This is a genomic window from Sinomicrobium kalidii (assembly GCF_021183825.1).
In the GTDB taxonomy this organism is placed as follows: Bacteria; Bacteroidota; Bacteroidia; order Flavobacteriales; family Flavobacteriaceae; genus Sinomicrobium; species Sinomicrobium kalidii.
This window is the reverse complement of record NZ_CP089211.1, coordinates 3,067,441-3,085,000: the sequence shown is the minus strand read 5'-3', so window position 1 is coordinate 3,085,000 and position 17,560 is coordinate 3,067,441. Positions and strand designations below refer to the sequence as shown.

Annotated in this window: 12 protein-coding genes, 2 tRNA genes, 2 rRNA genes and 1 riboswitch (1 of these 17 cut by a window edge); of the genes, 10 read left to right on the top strand and 6 right to left on the bottom strand. The window is 46.9% G+C overall.

Going from position 1 to position 17,560, the window contains the following annotated elements:
• The 4 genes from LS482_RS12350 to LS482_RS12335 all read right to left on the bottom strand — a co-directional run.
• Positions 1 to 745 (bottom strand): 23S ribosomal RNA (locus LS482_RS12350); it reaches 2,112 nt to the left of the window's first position.
• 294 nt (positions 746 to 1,039) lie between these two features.
• Positions 1,040 to 1,113 (bottom strand) — tRNA-Ala (locus LS482_RS12345).
• A 222-nt stretch (positions 1,114 to 1,335) separates the two neighbouring features.
• Positions 1,336 to 1,409, bottom strand: a tRNA-Ile gene (locus LS482_RS12340).
• A 150-nt stretch (positions 1,410 to 1,559) separates the two neighbouring features.
• Positions 1,560 to 3,079 (bottom strand): 16S ribosomal RNA (locus LS482_RS12335).
• Together the 16S and 23S rRNA genes with 2 tRNA genes alongside form the textbook arrangement of a ribosomal RNA operon.
• Before the next feature lie 545 nt (positions 3,080 to 3,624).
• Positions 3,625 to 3,752: riboswitch (TPP riboswitch) on the top strand.
• A gap of 96 nt (positions 3,753 to 3,848) precedes the next feature.
• On the opposite strand from LS482_RS12335, the gene thiS reads away from it, so the two are divergent.
• The 10 genes from thiS to purE all read left to right on the top strand — a co-directional run bounded on the left by thiS (position 3,849) and on the right by purE (position 14,319).
• Complete coding sequence (gene thiS, locus LS482_RS12330) at positions 3,849 to 4,103, top strand: sulfur carrier protein ThiS (RefSeq protein ID WP_233027830.1); 255 nt, start codon at positions 3,849 to 3,851, stop codon at positions 4,101 to 4,103.
• A 48-nt stretch (positions 4,104 to 4,151) separates the two neighbouring features.
• Entirely contained in the window at positions 4,152 to 5,987 is a 1,836-nt protein-coding gene (gene thiC / locus LS482_RS12325; RefSeq protein WP_233027829.1) for a phosphomethylpyrimidine synthase ThiC, read from the top strand.
• A 50-nt stretch (positions 5,988 to 6,037) separates the two neighbouring features.
• A complete protein-coding gene (locus LS482_RS12320) occupies positions 6,038 to 6,649 on the top strand; it encodes a thiamine phosphate synthase (RefSeq protein WP_233027828.1) in 612 nt (203 codons plus the stop codon).
• Positions 6,649 to 8,043 (top strand): thiamine phosphate synthase, encoded by a 1,395-nt coding sequence (locus LS482_RS12315; RefSeq protein ID WP_233027827.1) that lies wholly within the window; start codon positions 6,649 to 6,651, stop codon positions 8,041 to 8,043. Before LS482_RS12320 ends, LS482_RS12315 begins: the two co-directional genes overlap by 1 nt.
• On the top strand, positions 8,025 to 8,807 hold the full coding sequence (locus tag LS482_RS12310; protein WP_233027826.1) for a thiazole synthase: 783 nt from the start codon (positions 8,025 to 8,027) through the stop codon (positions 8,805 to 8,807). The genes LS482_RS12315 and LS482_RS12310 overlap by 19 nt, the downstream gene beginning before the upstream one ends.
• Before the next feature lie 12 nt (positions 8,808 to 8,819).
• Positions 8,820 to 9,980: a 2-iminoacetate synthase ThiH gene (gene thiH / locus LS482_RS12305; protein WP_233027825.1), complete on the top strand. Its 1,161-nt coding sequence runs from the start codon at positions 8,820 to 8,822 to the stop codon at positions 9,978 to 9,980.
• 161 nt (positions 9,981 to 10,141) lie between these two features.
• Positions 10,142 to 11,362, top strand: a complete 1,221-nt coding sequence (locus LS482_RS12300) for a porin family protein (RefSeq protein WP_233027824.1) — start codon at positions 10,142 to 10,144, stop codon at positions 11,360 to 11,362.
• A 60-nt stretch (positions 11,363 to 11,422) separates the two neighbouring features.
• Entirely contained in the window at positions 11,423 to 12,520 is a 1,098-nt protein-coding gene (gene moeB / locus LS482_RS12295; RefSeq protein WP_233027823.1) for a HesA/MoeB/ThiF family protein, read from the top strand.
• Positions 12,521 to 12,579: 59 nt separating this feature from the next.
• Positions 12,580 to 13,731, top strand: coding sequence for a 5-(carboxyamino)imidazole ribonucleotide synthase (locus LS482_RS12290; protein ID WP_233027822.1), 1,152 nt, complete (start codon positions 12,580 to 12,582; stop codon positions 13,729 to 13,731).
• Between the two features lie 102 nt (positions 13,732 to 13,833).
• On the top strand, positions 13,834 to 14,319 hold the full coding sequence (gene purE / locus LS482_RS12285; protein WP_233027821.1) for a 5-(carboxyamino)imidazole ribonucleotide mutase: 486 nt from the start codon (positions 13,834 to 13,836) through the stop codon (positions 14,317 to 14,319).
• A gap of 15 nt (positions 14,320 to 14,334) precedes the next feature.
• On the opposite strand, the gene LS482_RS12280 is transcribed toward purE, so the two are convergent.
• Positions 14,335 to 15,276, bottom strand: a complete 942-nt coding sequence (locus tag LS482_RS12280; protein WP_233027820.1) for a thiopeptide-type bacteriocin biosynthesis protein — start codon at positions 15,274 to 15,276, stop codon at positions 14,335 to 14,337.
• On the bottom strand, positions 15,266 to 17,509 hold the full coding sequence (locus LS482_RS12275) for a lantibiotic dehydratase family protein (protein WP_233027819.1): 2,244 nt from the start codon (positions 17,507 to 17,509) through the stop codon (positions 15,266 to 15,268). The genes LS482_RS12280 and LS482_RS12275 overlap by 11 nt, the downstream gene beginning before the upstream one ends.
• Between the last annotated feature and the right edge of the window lie 51 nt (positions 17,510 to 17,560).

Below are 17,560 nucleotides of genomic sequence, written 5' to 3'. Positions count from 1 at the left end.
AGATCACACGGTTTCGCGTCTACTTCTGCCAACTGTATGTCATTCCCAAGGAATGAACCGCGCCCTGTTCAGACTCGCTTTCGCTACGGCTCCGTGACTACATCACTTAACCTCGCTGGCAACAGTAACTCGTAGGCTCATTATGCAAAAGGCACGCCGTCACCCCGATAGATATCGGGGCTCCGACCGCTTGTAAGCGTATGGTTTCAGGATCTGTTTCACTCCCTTATTCAGGGTTCTTTTCACCTTTCCCTCACGGTACTGGTTCACTATCGGTCTCTCAGGAGTATTTAGCCTTAGCGGATGGTCCCGCCGAATTCACGCTGGGTTTCTCGTGCCCCGCGCTACTCAGGATACTGCTATGGTTTATATGACCTTTCCTATACGGGGCTATCACCCTCTATGGCTCCTCTTTCCAAAGGATTCCAGTTCAGCATACAACCAAGATCGCAGTCCTATTACCCCGATATTGCCGTAACAACATCGGTTTGGGCTGCTCCGCGTTCGCTCGCCACTACTTGCGGAATCACTATTGTTTTCTGCTCCTACGGGTACTTAGATGTTTCAGTTCCCCGCGTTCGCTCACCTTGCGGTGTACTATACCTTCAGTATAGTGGGTTGCCCCATTCGGATACCTGCGGATCATTTCGTATGTGCCGATCCCCGCAGATTTTCGCAGCTTATCACGTCCTTCTTCGCCTCTGAGAGCCTAGGCATCCCCCATACGCCCTTACGTAACTTATGATACCTTTTGGTCAGATCTAATTCCTTAAATCCAACTTCTAATTTGCTCTTTACTTTTTTTTAAAACAAGATCCAACACTGTACCTCCGTACATTGTCGCATCTCGCTCGTATTTGCTTTATCTCAATATGTCAAAGACCTTATGGCAGTGGCGAGTCGCCACTGACGAAAATCATCAGTAACCCTCTTACCACTATCCCTGAAATGGATCATCTCAGGGCATTGCCCTGTGGAGAATATCGGAGTCCCTTCGATAAACTCAGGGTAAACTTCTCCTTTCGCTTTCACCACTACGTGGAGAATATCGGAGTCGAACCGATGACCTCCTGCGTGCAAGGCAGGCGCTCTAGCCAGCTGAGCTAATTCCCCATTGCAAATCCCGAATGTTGAACTCAGAATTACGAATGTTGAATTCCCAACTTCCAGAATTTCCTTAAATACGATATCAAATGAACTTTTTTTGTTTTTAAGACGCTACATAGCATCCCCTGCACCATTTGTACTTCGTACTTCCAACCTCATACTTCCCGTAGTCCCGGGCAGGCTCCCCTCGGTAAACTCAGGACAAGCTTCTCACCTCCCCTCGACTTGTAGTCTCGGGCAGGCTCGAACTGCCGACCTCTACATTATCAGTGTAGCGCTCTAACCAGCTGAGCTACGAGACTGTCTCCTTTGGCCTCCGGTTCTTTTTATAGCACTGATTCTTATAGTGCCAACTCCAAACCTTTAACCGCTAATCTTTGTTTATTGACAGCTTTAAGCAAGATCATCCCTTTCGCAATACCTCTTAAAGACCTCTTGAGCGTTTGCTCTAGAAAGGAGGTGTTCCAGCCGCACCTTCCGGTACGGCTACCTTGTTACGACTTAGCCCCAGTTACCGGTCTTACCCTAGGCAGCTCCTTGCGGTCACCGACTTCAGGTACCCCCGGCTTCCATGGCTTGACGGGCGGTGTGTACAAGGCCCGGGAACGTATTCACCGGATCATGGCTGATATCCGATTACTAGCGATTCCAGCTTCACGCAGTCGAGTTGCAGACTGCGATCCGAACTGTGATCGGTTTTTTAGATTCGCTCCTGCTCGCGCAGTCGCTGCTCGCTGTACCGACCATTGTAGCACGTGTGTAGCCCAAGACGTAAGGGCCGTGATGATTTGACGTCATCCCCACCTTCCTCGCGGTTTGCACCGGCAGTCTGGCTAGAGTCCCCGACCTTACTCGCTGGTAACTAACCACAGGGGTTGCGCTCGTTATAGGACTTAACCTGACACCTCACGGCACGAGCTGACGACAACCATGCAGCACCTTGTGAATTGTCCGAAGAAATACTTGTTTCCAAATACGTCAATCCACATTTAAGCCTTGGTAAGGTTCCTCGCGTATCATCGAATTAAACCACATGCTCCACCGCTTGTGCGGGCCCCCGTCAATTCCTTTGAGTTTCATTCTTGCGAACGTACTCCCCAGGTGGGATACTTATCACTTTCGCTTAACCACTGAGACCGAAATCCCAACAGCTAGTATCCATCGTTTACGGCGTGGACTACCAGGGTATCTAATCCTGTTCGCTACCCACGCTTTCGTCCATCAGCGTCAATGATGTGTTAGTAACCTGCCTTCGCAATCGGTATTCTATGTAATATCTATGCATTTCACCGCTACACTACATATTCTAATTACTTCACACATATTCAAGACCGCCAGTATCAAAGGCTATTTTACCGTTGAGCGGCAAACTTTCACCCCTGACTTAACAGCCCGCCTACGGACCCTTTAAACCCAATGATTCCGGATAACGCTTGCACCCTCCGTATTACCGCGGCTGCTGGCACGGAGTTAGCCGGTGCTTATTCGTACAATACCGTCATCAACTTACACGTAAGTCTTATTCTTCTTGTACAAAAGCAGTTTACAACCCATAGGGCAGTCTTCCTGCACGCGGCATGGCTGGATCAGTCTCCCGACCATTGTCCAATATTCCTCACTGCTGCCTCCCGTAGGAGTCTGGTCCGTGTCTCAGTACCAGTGTGGGGGATCTCCCTCTCAGGACCCCTACCCATCGTAGCCTTGGTATGCCGTTACCATACCAACTAGCTAATGGGACGCATGCTCATCTTATGCCACCGTAGTTTTAATTTAAAAATGATGCCACCTCTAAATACCATGGGGTATTAATCCAAATTTCTTCGGGCTATCCCCCTGCATAAGGCAGATTGCATACGCGTTACGCACCCGTGCGCCGGTCTCAAGTTTAGCAAGCTAAACTCTACCCCTCGACTTGCATGTGTTAGGCCTGCCGCTAGCGTTCATCCTGAGCCAGGATCAAACTCTTCATCGTTTAAATTATTTATACGTCTAAACTCTAAAAAGTCCTTAATCCGTAAATCTTACTCAAAACAATCTTGCTTAAATCTTCCTTTACTTCCCATTCCGTAGAATGAAAAAAAAGTGCTGTCAACAATATTTCAACGAACTTATCTTTTCTTTGTCCAAAGCAAAAATACACCTCAGTATACCCTCGCTAAACTTAGCCTTTCCGGTTAAGCGGCTGCAAAAATAATAACTCTTTTTGATTCCCGCAAAACTTTTCTTCAAAACTTTTCCTCTCAATGAACTCGCTCCCCAATCTCTCCACGCATTCTCCCGCTAAGCGGGTGCAAATATAGAACCCTTTATCTTACTTTTACAACATTTTTTATACGAAATTTTAATATTTTTCCCTCCACGCTGAATATGAGATCGTTATAAAGTAAAGTTTTTTAAACAAGAGGGAGAGGTTCTCATAATATACATCCGGGCCATTGTTCATACCTTATAGTATAGTGCTATAAATCCCTGTCTTTCCATTTTAATATCCCCGTAAATTTTATGTACATTTGTAACAGCGAACTTTAGGGGTGCTTTATAACCTGAAGCCAAATGAACATCATAAGGCTTGGGAATAAGGCTGAGAAACACCCTCTGAACCTGATCCGGATAATACCGGCGAAGGGAAAAGGCGAGTATTGTATTTTTGAAAAGAAATCTGTTTTCCGGATTTCGATTTCACATATTCTTACCTGTTACAAGCATTTCCTATTGTTCCATAAAGTTTAAAAACAATAATTATGGAAACAATCACGGTAAATGTCAACGACAAGGCCGTCTCCATGGCCGCACAAAGCACCATCAAGGATCTTATCCGGCAAATGAATATCTCTCAAAAAGGTATCGCTATTGCCGTAAACTCCTTTTCCGACAGTACTCCCCCCTTCACGGGAAGGGAAACGGACAGGGAAATCATCCCGCAAAATCAATGGTCTGATTACACACTTACCAATCGGCAGGACATCCTCATCATACAAGCTACACAAGGCGGATAGTACCGTAATCCACCTTTAATCTTAACACAAACCCATAAAACAATCCCTATGAAAAAAGACAAAACCCCCGACAAACAAGTGATCTCCCGGGATCCGCTACCGAATTCCAGGAAAATATACGTCCCTGGAACCCTCTATCCGGACATCCGGGTGCCCATGCGGGAAATCTCATTGGATACTACCAAAAACTCGCTGACAGGAGAACTCGAAAAAAATCCTCCTCTGACCGTATACGACACCAGCGGGCCATTTACAGATCCATCTACGGATATCCATGTGGAAAAAGGCATTCCTCCCATACGCAGCCAATGGATCGCATCACGGAATGATGTAAAGCAATTATCTGTGTTCAGTTCCGAATATTCCAACGAAAGGCTGAACAATAAAAAACTGGAGCCCTTCCGGTTTCCGCACATCAGGAAGCCGCTCCGCGCCCGCTCCGGACAGAACGTCACGCAAATGCACTATGCCAAAAAGGGGATCATTACCCCCGAAATGGAATTTATAGCCATTCGTGAAAACCAAAAACTCCATGAAGTCCGCCAACTCTCCGAACAACATCCCGGAAACAGCTGGGGAGCCGCTATACCCAAAGCCATTACGCCGGAATTTGTAAGGGACGAAGTGGCCCGGGGAAGAGCGGTGATCCCCAACAATATCAATCACCCTGAAAGTGAACCCATGATCATAGGGCGGAACTTTCTGGTTAAGATAAATGCCAACATCGGCAATTCCGCCGTCACCTCCAATATTGAAGAGGAGGTAGAAAAAGCCGTCTGGGCCTGCCGCTGGGGAGCCGATACCATCATGGACCTTTCTACGGGAAAAAACATTCACGAAACCCGGGAGTGGATACTTCGCAATGCGCCCGTCCCCATAGGAACCGTCCCCATCTACCAGGCCCTCGAAAAAGTGAACGGCGTCGCCGAAGACCTCACCTGGGATATTTTCCGGGACACCCTTATTGAACAGGCAGAACAGGGAGTGGACTATTTTACTATCCACGCCGGGGTGCTGTTGCGTTATATACCGATGACCGCAAAACGGGTGACCGGTATTGTATCCCGCGGAGGGTCCATCATGGCCAAATGGTGCCTGGCACATCATAAAGAGAGTTTTTTATATACACACTTCGAGGAAATATGTGAGATCATGAAAGCCTATGATGTTTCCTTTTCCCTGGGCGACGGTCTCCGCCCGGGCAGCCTTGCCGATGCCAATGACCAGGCACAGTTTGCCGAACTGGAAACCCTGGGCGAACTGACCAAAATAGCCTGGAAACACGACGTACAAACTATTATAGAAGGACCGGGACACGTGCCCATGCACATGATCAAGGAGAACATGGACAAGCAACTCGATGCCTGCGGGGAAGCCCCTTTTTACACCCTCGGCCCGCTCACCACCGATATTGCTCCGGGCTACGATCATATCACCTCCGGTATCGGTGCGGCCATGATCGGATGGTACGGTACGGCCATGCTGTGTTATGTTACCCCCAAGGAACACCTGGGACTACCCAACAGGGAGGATGTAAAAACAGGGGTGATCACCTACAAGATTGCAGCCCACGCAGCCGACCTCGCCAAAGGACATCCGGGAGCACAATATCGCGATGATGCCCTGAGCAAAGCGAGATTCGAGTTCCGCTGGGAAGACCAGTTCAACCTGTCACTCGATCCCGACACAGCACGGGCATTCCACGATGAGACCCTGCCCGCCGAAGGTGCCAAGGTCGCCCATTTCTGTTCCATGTGCGGACCCAAGTTCTGCTCCATGAAAATATCACAGGAAATAAGAGACCTTGAAAAAAATGAAATAGACCAGGGCATGCAGGAAAAAGCCAGGGAATTTACCGAAAAAGGAAGTGAAATATACCTGTAAACCCGCCTTTTTAGGGAACATTCAGGTTTTGACGGTTTAAAACAGATTAAATGCCGGCACCGGAATACATCGTAATCACAGCACCGGAATCCCAATCCCCTCCGGATGAAATCCCTTGCATTATCCGGATGTTCGAAAACGGACTGGAAACACTGCACCTCCGGAAACCCGGAATCACCTCAGCAGCCCTGGCCCGGTTACTGGGTCATATTCCCGAAATATACCACGACCGGGTCATGACCCATCAGCATTTCGATGTGACGGGAGAATTCCGCCTCAAAGGGGTTCATCTTCCGGAAAAGGTCCGGAGAAATTACGGAGAAGGTTTATACAGGCAGGTGTCGACTTACAGGGAAAAAGGATTTGTCGTGAGCGCCTCCTTTCACTCCGTTTCGGATATAAGGTCTTATAGTACGGGGCTTTTCGATTATGCCTTTCTCAGTCCGGTTTTTGACAGTATCAGCAAAAAAGGGTACAAAGGGCAAGCTTTTAACCTTTCGGGAGAAAAGCTGCCTTTTCCGGTAATCGCTCTGGGCGGAATTACCCCCCGGCATATCCCGCAATTAAAAGAACAGGGATTTGCCGGAGCTGCCCTGTTGGGCTATATATGGAAAAACAAAGATCCTGAGGATGCTTTTAAGGAATTAAAAAGACAGAAATAATGGCAACACCTTATATGTTAACGATAGCAGGACTTGATCCCTGCGGCGGAGCAGGGATTCTGGCAGACATAAAGACAACAGAAAATTTGAATGTCAGCGGATTAAGTACATGTACCGCCCTGACCGTACAGAGCGATCGGGTTTTGAAAAAATGCAGATGGGTTGATGTACAACTCATTACGGAACAGGTAGAACTGCTCATGGAACATTACCCTATCGGGACAGTAAAGATCGGGATCATAGAAAATACGGAGGTAATAACAGAGATCATTCGCGTTCTGCGCGATAAAAAACCTGATGTCAGGATCATCTGGGACCCGGTATTGAAATCGGGCGGTGGCTATGTTTTTCATAAAAAATTAAAGCTGCGGGATCTTTACAGGATACTCGACCATTGTTACCTGATAACTCCCAATTACGATGAAATCCGGGCTTTGTCTGAAAACAGCGATGTGGAAAAGGCAATAGCAGAAATTACTGCTCGCTGTCACCTACTCCTTAAAGGCGGACATCGTAACGACAGGAAGGGAACAGATATATTGTACAGGAAAGGTTCGTCTCCGGTCGTTTTTCATCCGGAAAAAATCCTGGATACGGACAGGCACGGAAGCGGCTGCGTCCTCTCCTCTGCTATAGGAGCATACCTCGCCCGCGGATACACATTGGAAGTTGCCTGCAAACAGGCCAAAGAATACACCTATAACTATCTTAAAAATTCCCCCGGCAGAAATAAACTGAAGGGAATGGAATTTCAATATATCTCCCGGGGAATGACCCCGGAAGAACATCTTAACAACATCCGAAGGGTATGTACCGCAGGAGGAAGGTGGATACAACTCCGTATTAAGAACCGTCATGAAAGGGAGGTTTTTGACACGGCAAAAAAGGCACTGAAGATATGCCGGCAGTACGGGGCCAGACTCATTATTGACGATTACGTATCTACAGCCAAGGCCGTGGGAGCAGACGGAGTCCATCTCGGAAAAAACGACCTTCCCACCGGGGAAGCTAAAAACATCCTCGGCCCCGGTTTTATCGTGGGAGCAACAGCAAACACCATAGAAGATATTGAACTCCAGACCAATTCCGGAGCAGATTATATCGGTTTGGGGCCCTACCGTTTTACTTCCACCAAAAAAAACCTCAGCCCGGTACTTGGTCTCGAAGGCTATCTACGTATTGTACAACAACTTCAGCAGAGAAATATCAATATCCCCCTGGTGGCTATCGGAGGCATTACAAGAGAAGACATCGCTCCGATACTGGACACCGGCATACAGGGAATAGCTGTTTCCGGGTTGTTATCTGCCCCCGGGCGCACAGATCTGAAAGCAACGATCACAGAAATACAACATTTTTTTAAAAACACAGAAATATGCAAAGCAACACTCTGACCATAGCAGGAACGGAATTTACCTCCCGGCTTTTTATCGGTACCGGGAAATTCAGTTCTGCCAGTCTTATGAATAAAGCTGTACTGGCTTCCGGAAGCGAACTGGCCACCGTTGCCCTGAAAAGGGTCAACCCGGAAGATCAGACAGAAGACATTCACACCGCACTTCAAAAAACCGGAATAAGGTTACTGCCCAACACCTCCGGCGTACGCACCGCAAAAGAGGCCGTATTTGCAGCCCAACTGGCCAGGGAAGCCCTCGAAACAAACTGGATAAAACTGGAAATCCATCCCGACCCTAAATACCTCCTCCCGGACCCGGTAGAAACCCTGCTGGCTACGGAAAAACTGGTGAAACTGGGATTTGTCGTGATGCCCTACATCCACGCCGACCCGGTATTGTGCAAACGCCTGGAAGAGGTCGGGGCCCAGTGTGTCATGCCGCTTGGCGCGCCCATAGGCAGCAACAAGGGATTAAAGACACTGGACTTCCTGGAGATCATTGTCGAGCAAAGTAGTGTACCCGTTATTGTTGACGCGGGAATCGGAAGTCCTTCTCATGCAGCCGCAGCGATGGAGATGGGTGCCGATGCCGTGCTGGTCAATACGGCCATTGCAGTATCTGACAACCCCATAGCCATGGCCGAAGCCTTCAAACTGGCTGTAAGGGCGGGAAGGACAGCCTACACCGCAAGGCTGGCGCCTGTTAAGACCGGAGCAGAAGCGAGCAGCCCACTTACCTCTTTTCTTTCGGAAAATCAATAAAAACCAAAAACCATGTCTGTACTGTTTCAGCAAAAAAATACAGGAACTTACGAACAAGCAACAGGAGAAGGCTTCTACCCCGTCTTCCGGAAATACGACTGGGACGGGATCAGGACAAGCATCTATGAAAAAACAACATCGGACGTTTACCGTGCATTGAGCTGTAAAAAACGCTCTCTGGAAGATTTCAAAGCACTTATTTCGCCGGCAGCAAAACCTTTCCTCGAACAAATGGCCCGGGAAAGTATGCGTATTACCCGACAACGGTTTGGTAAAACCATACAGATGTACGCCCCGATGTACCTTTCCAACGAATGCCAGAATATCTGTACGTACTGCGGTTTCAGCCTGACCAACAAGATACCCCGGCGAACACTTACCAACAATGAAATTCTCCGGGAAGCCGATTTTCTCAAACAAAAGGGATACGATCATATTCTATTGGTTACGGGCGAAGCCAACCGGACCGTGGGTGTCTCTTATTTAAAAAATGCCATTAAACTTATCCGTCCTTATTTTTCCAATATCAGTATTGAAGTACAACCCCTTGAAACCGAAGAATACAATGCGCTTATTGCCGAGGGGCTTTACGCTGTTCTGGTCTATCAGGAAACCTATCACGAGGAATGCTACAAGATACATCATCCCAAAGGGAAAAAATCAAATTTCAAATACCGCCTGCACACTCCCGATCGCCTCGGACAGGCTGAGATCCATAAAACAGGGCTCGGGGCGCTTTTCGGACTGGAAGACTGGCGAACCGACAGTTTTTTCACGGCACTTCACCTCAGGTACCTGCAAAAAAAATACTGGAAAACCCGGTATTCCATTTCCTTCCCGAGGCTACGCCCCCATTCCGGCGGTCTGGAACCCAAGGTGGTCATGACGGATACAGACCTCGCACAATTGATCTTTGCCTATCGGCTGCTGGATGAGGATGTGGAACTTTCACTCTCCACAAGGGAAAGTATGGCCTTCCGGGATAACATGATAAAGCTGGGTGTTAATTCCATAAGCGCAGAATCCAAAACCAATCCCGGAGGCTATGTCGTAGACCCGAAATCCCTGGAACAGTTCGAGATTTGTGATGAGCGAACTACTGAGGAAATAGCCGGAATGATTCGCAGGAAAGGCTATGAAGTGGTTTGGAAAGACTGGGAAAAGGGGTATTGATATTTTGTGAGGCAGGGAAACATCAAAGTAATGGTTTCTGTTTCCCATATTATCTTTTTTAGTATGTTTGATGAAATTTATTAATCCGCCAATAAAGATGGTTTCCCCCTGCCATTGCCTTAACCCAAAAGCAAAAACCCCAGTGGCACAAAATTAAATGCATGACAAAAAAACTGTTTTTCCTTCTGACTACAATCTTAAGTGTAAAATCCTATGCACAAATATCTTTTGAAAAGGGATATTTTATTGATAATTCCGGACAAAAAACGGAGTGCCTGATTAAAAATATCGACTGGAAAAACAACCCGACTGAATTTCAGTATAAACTAACCGAAACCGATTCCCCAAAGGCCGGAACTATGGCATCCGTAAAGGAGTTTGGCGTATCGGGGATCTCTAAATTTATCAGGGCGACGGTCAAAATTGACAAATCAGACGAAAGAATCGGTTCATTAAGTAGTAACAAAGCCCCGGAGTTCCAAGAAGAACAGCTTTTTTTAAAAGTGTTGATCGAAGGTAAGGCCAGCTTATACCATTATGAAAACGGAAACCTGAGATGTTACTTCTTTAAGACAGATACTTTAGATGAAATCCGGCAATTGGTTTATAAAAAATATCTTGCCGCTGAAAACAAAATAGGGGAAAACATTCAGTACAAACAACAACTCTGGCAGTCACTAAAATGCGATGCCATTACCATGAGGAAAGTGGAGACACTCGAATACAGAAAAAATTCCCTGATTAATTTATTTACGAAATATAATTCGTGTACCCATTCGGAATTCGTAAGTTACAAAAAGAACAACAAGAGGATGTTCCATCTCACCCTCAGGCCCGGCCTTAAATTCTCTTCCTTAAGTATAGACAGAAATCAATCAAGTGGAAGAAAAACCGATTTTGACAATGAACCGGGATTCAGGTTCGGTTTGGAAGGCGAATTTGTTCTACCCTTTAACAAAAACAAATGGAGTGTGTTGATTGAGCCCACTTATCAATATTACAAGTCAGAAAAAACGATCGATGCCGACAATGTATCCGGGGGTAAACTTACCACAAGTGTGGATTACAAATCGATTGAAATACCCCTGTCGGTACGGCATTATTTTTTTCTTGACGACAACTCAAAACTATTTGCCAATCTTTCTGTGGTATTCAATGCAGATCTCGATTCATCCATAGATTTTACCCGGTCTGATGACTCTTCCATTTACAGGACCCTGGAAACCAAATCAAATACTCATCTGGCCCTGGGACTCGGTTACAAGTATAACAATAAATACAGCCTGGAATTGAGGTACCAATCCAGAAGTATTCTGAATTATGTATACTGGGATTCAAATTACAAAAGTTTATCTGTAATTGTCGGATACACGATTTTCTAATACTGCCTTATCCGAAATACTTTATTCGTTGTACCTTTATACTACTAAAAAAGAGTCGTCATGTTATCTAAAGGAGAAAACGCACAATACCACCGGCAACTCATACTAAGCGAGATCGGGGAAAGCGGACAGGCAAAACTCAAAAACGCCAGGGTCCTGGTCATCGGTGCAGGCGGACTGGGCTCTGCCATACTTCCTTATCTCATCGCTGCCGGAACGGGAAATACAGGTATTATAGATCATGATAAGGTAGAGGTGTCCAACCTTCACCGGCAGGTATTGTTTTCTACTGACGATATCGGACAGAACAAGGCCGTAATTGCAGCAGAAAAACTGAAAAAACTGAATCCGCACATACAAATAACGGCATATCCCGAAGCGCTGACCAGAGAAAATGCCCTGGAACTGTTTTCCTCATATGATATTATCGTGGACGGGTCAGATAATTTTCCCACACGGTACCTCGTCAACGATGCCGCTGTTATGTGTAACAAACCTGTGGTTTTCGGTTCCATTTACAAATTCGAAGGACAGGTTTCCGTATTCAATTATCAGGACGGCCCTACATACAGGTGTCTCTTCCCCACTCCGCCACCTCCCGGGGCTTCCCCGAACTGTGCGGAAATAGGGGTACTCGGTGTACTGCCCGGCATTATCGGTGCCATGCAGGCCAATGAGGTGATCAAGATGGTTTGCGGCATAGGACAGGTATTGAGCGGAAAACTCCTGACGATAGATTGCCTCACCATGCAGACCCAGACACTGAAATTCAGTAAGAATGTTCAGGAAATACCGGACGCCCTCAACGACGTTGAATATGCCTGTATCCGTGATGAAGGTGTGATGGATGAAATTACTTCTGAAGACTTTATAAATTCCGATCTGAAAAACACAACTGTCGTTGATGTCCGTACTTCTTCGGAAAGGGAAAGTTCCCGTATGGATATGCTTCCGCCGGATAGTCCGGACCTCCATATTCCTTTGGACCAACTGGAATCGCTTTGCGATATCATCCCCACCCATCAAACCATTGTCTTTTACTGCCAGAGCGGTGTGAGGAGCAGGCAGGCCGCACAGTGGTTTTTGCGGGAATACCCTGCTGCAAAGGTCCTGAGCTTGCGGGGCGGATTGGCCACTTTGCTTAATTCGGTAAGTTAAAACCTTAGTAGTCGGTATAAATAATTATTTTTGCGGAGGTAAATACAAACGCAAAATACATGGATTACTTTTCTTCCGATTTCAAACTGGGAATACTCGGCGGCGGACAGCTCGGAAAAATGTTGTTGTACGAAACCAGGAAATACGATATTTATACCTGTGTCCTCGACCCCAGCAGGGAAGCTCCCTGCAGGATTGCCTGTAATGCATTCTATACGGGAGATCTTATGGATTACGATACCGTTTATGAATTCGGGAAAAAAGTGGACGTCCTCACCTTCGAGATTGAAAATGTAAATGTTGATGCCCTGGAGAAACTGGAAGAAGAAGGCATAAAGGTTTTCCCTTCTCCCGCCACATTGAGGACCATTCAGAACAAGGCCAGGCAGAAGCTCTTTTACACAGATCACAATATCCCTACGGCCGTGTTCAGGAGATATGCATATACCAGTGAAATCCGTACGGCACTGGAAAATGAAAGTATCGACTTTCCCTTCGTCTGGAAAAGCGCACAATTCGGTTATGACGGAAAAGGGGTGAAAGTCATCCGCTCACATACCGATCTGGACAACCTGCCCGATGTGGAATGCATTACCGAGGAAATGATCCCGTTTAAAAACGAACTGGCAGTGATTGTGGCCCGGAACACCAAGGGGGAAGTATCCACTTACCCTGTGGTGGAAATGGAATTCCATCCCACGGCGAACCAGGTGGAATATGTGATCTGCCCGGCGAGAATAGATGAAACTGTGGCAGAAAAGGCCCGGCAAACTGCCCTGAAAGTATCCGAAGCGTTCCGCCACGTAGGCCTATTGGCCGTGGAAATGTTCCGGACGCAAGATGATGACATCCTTGTAAATGAAGTGGCCCCCCGCCCGCACAACAGCGGACACTATAGCATAGAAGCCAGCTACACCAACCAGTTTGAACAACATCTTCGGGCCATACTGGGATTACCACTGGGACTTGCTGACAGTAAGGTTGGCGGTATCATGGTAAACCTTACCGGGGCAGAAGGTTATACGGGGAAAGTAATATACCGTAATATAGAAGCTATTATGAAAATGGACGGGGTAACCCCGCATATTTACGGCAAAAAGGAAACCCGGCCGTTTCGTAAAATGGGGCATGTGACCATTGTGAACAAGGACATCGACAAGGCAAGGGAAATTGCGGAGAAGGTGAAGAATACCATTAAGGTGGTCTGTTAAGACTGTTATAAGAAGAAAATAATACAATAAAATCCAGCGACTCCACGACCTCTCGACTACACTCGAGATGACAGGAAGCCGGAGTTCAAAAAACCGAACAAAATGAGCAAAGTAGCCGTTATTATGGGAAGCACCAGCGACCTGCCCGTTATGCAGGACGCCATAGATATTCTGAAAGGGTTTGACATTGAGGTGGAAGTCGATATCGTGTCGGCACACCGGACACCGGAAAAAATGTTCGACTTCGGTAAAAATGCGCACGATCGCGGAATTTCAGTGATCATTGCCGGTGCCGGGGGAGCTGCACACCTTCCGGGAATGATAGCTTCGCTGTCGCCGCTCCCGGTTATCGGGGTTCCGGTAAAAAGCAGTAATTCCATAGACGGCTGGGATTCCGTATTGTCCATCCTGCAGATGCCGGGAGGAGTCCCCGTGGCCACCGTAGCATTGAACGGGGCCAAAAATGCCGGGATACTAGCCGCCCAGATCATCGGAAGCGGCGATAAATGTGTGCTGGACAAAGTACTGGTTTACAAAGAAGGATTAAAGGCCAAGGTTATCGAAGGGGCTAAAAATGTAAAAAAATAAGTCCGCAGGAATTTGTTATCCTCCCTGGCTTTTTACAATTTCCTTACGATTACCGATCGCGTTCTTCCCTTTCTTTTTTCTCGCAATGGCCGATCTGTAATACCTGTACAGGAAATCATAACACACCATTTCGTGCATGCGGTTCCTGGATCTGAAGAGGCGGTTCATCAGCATGTGGATGTAACTCCCCATAAGATCGTTCAGCGGCACTTCCAGTGTTTTTTCATCCCGGTGCTTTAAAACAGCATTTGCCACGGGTGTTATGTTACGTTTTTTTCGTTCCAATACTTCCAGTATCGGGCCATAATCCGGATTGTCCCCGGCCTGAAAGACCATGAACGCATCTATTTTAGCCCTGTATTTACGATATTTGTCATCCAGCTGCTTTTTTAGCGGTCTGCTCATTCCGAATTCTTCACCGAATCCCGTCTTTAACCGTTCCAGCAGGGCGAGTTTTTCTTCTTCTGTGTACAGGAAACTGTCGAGAAGCGAATCCATTGCCCTCAATGAAAACAACCATCTTAGTTCTTCACCTTCATCGCCTTCTATCATGTCCAGGAACTCCGTTATCATGGTACTGTCGTGAAAAAACAGGGTTTCCGCAAGTTCCATCGTATTGTGCCCGTAGCGTTCGAGTTCCCGTTTGTAGGTATCGGCCTGGATCTTCCATATCAGATCTTTATCCGTAAAATCCCTGAAAGCAGGTAACAGGCGATTGATAATTGTGCCAATAGTATCCGGTGCGTTAAAATGAAAACGAACCCTGAGATGGTGTTTCGGATCGGAATAACGCATAAAAAACCATTTGTCTATTACTTTTTCCCGTATCAACTGTAAGGCAACGGGCCGGATGGCTTCCGTGAGAATGGTATCCGAGGTTTTGGGGCCCGTATATATTTTGTAGAACAACCAGCTATCACCGAGAATAAAATTGCGTTGTGTAGGTTTATCGTTCATTCTTTAATTTTTCACTGTTATAAAAAGACAATACGACCTGGTTGGCGTAGTATGCACCGTCTCTATCTTTAACAACCCCGTTCTTACCAAAGAAGAACTCGGTGAGTTTAAAACCCTGCCGTTTTTTTACGGTATCCAGGAGCATTCTTACGGAAGTGAGGTTCTTAAAGTTAATCAATAATTCGTTATCGCCATCGGCAAGCATCACGTATTGCGGGATTTTCCGTTCTTTTCTGAAGGTCTCGATCGCTTCTTCCGGTTTATCATCGTCCTTTATCCGTTTTTTCAAAGGCTCGATATCTTCTTTTTTCAGGTTCCATGTAGCTTCCGAAAGAATAAGATTACCGTATGCTATCCGCGGAATAAACGTATATTCCCCTGCAAAGGGACCAAGGTTGAGTCCCACGCCTCCCCGAAGTCCCTGGGTCTGCATATCACAGAGAAAATGGTAAATAGGCAGGGAATTGGAAGAATAATTATGGGCATTGGTAAGGTGCGGAACGACTTCTTTATTCAGTTTTTCCGACCTCAGGCGGATGTTTCTTCCGTATTTTACGGAAATGCGAAGGTCCTCTATAGGCAACTGCCCCTCTTCCGGCAATACGGACTTGGCCAGGTAAGGGATTTCATAACCACGGAGCGCAGGACGCATCAGTATATTGCCCACCCTGGATTCCGGCAGATGGACAATTTCCGCCAGCACTTTGTCACTGTTAACCCTGGTTTCCGTACCGACAATCTCGCGAGTATGGGCATCCAGCTTTTCATCTCCGTGGCAAAAACGCCCGAGCAGGTTGGCAGCACTGGAGCCTCCGGCGCTTCCCATCCGGATTTTCGTACAACCATCTTCTTCCACGATTTCCACCATGGTAGAGACGGTATCGGGCAGATCTTCCCAGTTTTCTTCAAATTCCTTAAAATCTTCATCGTCCAGATTTATGCAATACGCATTTTCAACCAGGGCCCGGACCAGTTTTTTCCGGAGTATGTCATGTACGGGGCTCCACATTACTTCGGAAACTTCGTGTTTGGGTTTCTTTCCGGGAAGCACGATATCATCTACGAGCGGGCTTACATCACCCGCACCCTGGTCTTGTTTGTAGCCTATGCCCATTTCCACATCCAATGCCCTGGAAAGAGGGACTTCCCGTTCTTCAAAGCGTTCGTAAAAGGCAGTTTTGAACTGGTCCAGTATTGTACTTTTCGGAGGCAGAGTTATCTTATTCAAAAAAGCGATCCCCTTCTTTACATCATCCGCAACAGACTTGTCCAGGGTGTTTTTTTCGGCTTCCAGGATCATGTCGGTCTGAAAAAGGAATTTTAATTCGAACCCGGTTTCCAGTTGTTTTAAAAATTCACTGAGTTCGATATATGCTTCGGGAAGATTTCCTGTTTTCTGATCCAGTTCCTTTATTCCGGCACCTGCCCGGTTCAGAATGTCCAGTATCTTTCCAGTACCTTCCAGTTTCTTCAATACTCCCCGTATCTGCTCCAGAAATTCCGGTCCGGAAACCGAAGGTTCCAGTTCACTGATGAGTAGCTGGTTGTCCACCAGTTCTTCCAGGAACCCCGCAGCTTCTTCATAAGTGATCTCTTCATCAACCAGGGTTTGGGCAAGGTCTTTCAGTAAAGCACCCCGAGATGCTTTTTCCAGTATCCCGGAAAGGTATTCAGAGTCATCCACGGCTACAATGTGATGGTGCCGTTTGCTGTTGGCGTACTTGTATTCAACATACCGCAATTGCTCCCCGGCACGGTATATACTGGAATTCGGATAGAAAAGCAGCTGCTCCCGGATATTTTTATTCTTTACCAGATCCTGTGAAAGAGCCACCAGGTAGTTCATATCGAGACGTGTGTGACGGCGATTGTTTTGAGCCCCCTCGAGTTTTAATCTGGTCTCTTCCCCGAGCTGCCCCACACAACATCCGGCAAAAAGTCCGAAAGGCGTACAGCGCGACGACATCCGCGAGAGGTATTTGAGAAAGGAATGCTTTAGTTTTTCCGTCTTTTTCTGATCTGTGACCTCCCCTTCTGCCCAGCGTTCCAGCTCTTCGTACAAAGGGGGGGATGCCAGGAAAACCGCTTCCTTTATCAAAGGGTTTTCGAACAGTTCCCTTAATTTCCTGTCTGTGATATCTTTATCCCGGGTGAGGTTTTTATAAAAATCTACTGAGAGCAGCGGAGCTCTCAAAACATAATTGGAGAAGTAGTTATACGGGTTTTTGTTCATTGTTCGGATTTTGGGTTGGGTGCGTTAAGGTACTAAAAAAACATCTTTTTC

Excerpts from the sequence above, each read along its gene's own strand:
- LS482_RS12300 (WP_233027824.1), top strand. The coding sequence starts at position 10,142 with ATGACAAAAAAACTGTTTTTCCTTCTGACTACAATCTTAAGTGTAAAA.
- LS482_RS12280 (WP_233027820.1), bottom strand. The coding sequence starts at position 15,276 with ATGAACGATAAACCTACACAACGCAATTTTATTCTCGGTGATAGCTGG.
- moeB (WP_233027823.1), top strand. The coding sequence starts at position 11,423 with ATGTTATCTAAAGGAGAAAACGCACAATACCACCGGCAACTCATACTA.
- purE (WP_233027821.1), top strand. The coding sequence starts at position 13,834 with ATGAGCAAAGTAGCCGTTATTATGGGAAGCACCAGCGACCTGCCCGTT.
- LS482_RS12275 (WP_233027819.1), bottom strand. The coding sequence starts at position 17,509 with ATGAACAAAAACCCGTATAACTACTTCTCCAATTATGTTTTGAGAGCT.
- LS482_RS12310 (WP_233027826.1), top strand. The coding sequence starts at position 8,025 with ATGCAAAGCAACACTCTGACCATAGCAGGAACGGAATTTACCTCCCGG.
- thiC (WP_233027829.1), top strand. The coding sequence starts at position 4,152 with ATGAAAAAAGACAAAACCCCCGACAAACAAGTGATCTCCCGGGATCCG.
- thiH (WP_233027825.1), top strand. The coding sequence starts at position 8,820 with ATGTCTGTACTGTTTCAGCAAAAAAATACAGGAACTTACGAACAAGCA.
- LS482_RS12290 (WP_233027822.1), top strand. The coding sequence starts at position 12,580 with ATGGATTACTTTTCTTCCGATTTCAAACTGGGAATACTCGGCGGCGGA.
- LS482_RS12315 (WP_233027827.1), top strand. The coding sequence starts at position 6,649 with ATGGCAACACCTTATATGTTAACGATAGCAGGACTTGATCCCTGCGGC.
- LS482_RS12320 (WP_233027828.1), top strand. The coding sequence starts at position 6,038 with ATGCCGGCACCGGAATACATCGTAATCACAGCACCGGAATCCCAATCC.
- thiS (WP_233027830.1), top strand. The coding sequence starts at position 3,849 with ATGGAAACAATCACGGTAAATGTCAACGACAAGGCCGTCTCCATGGCC.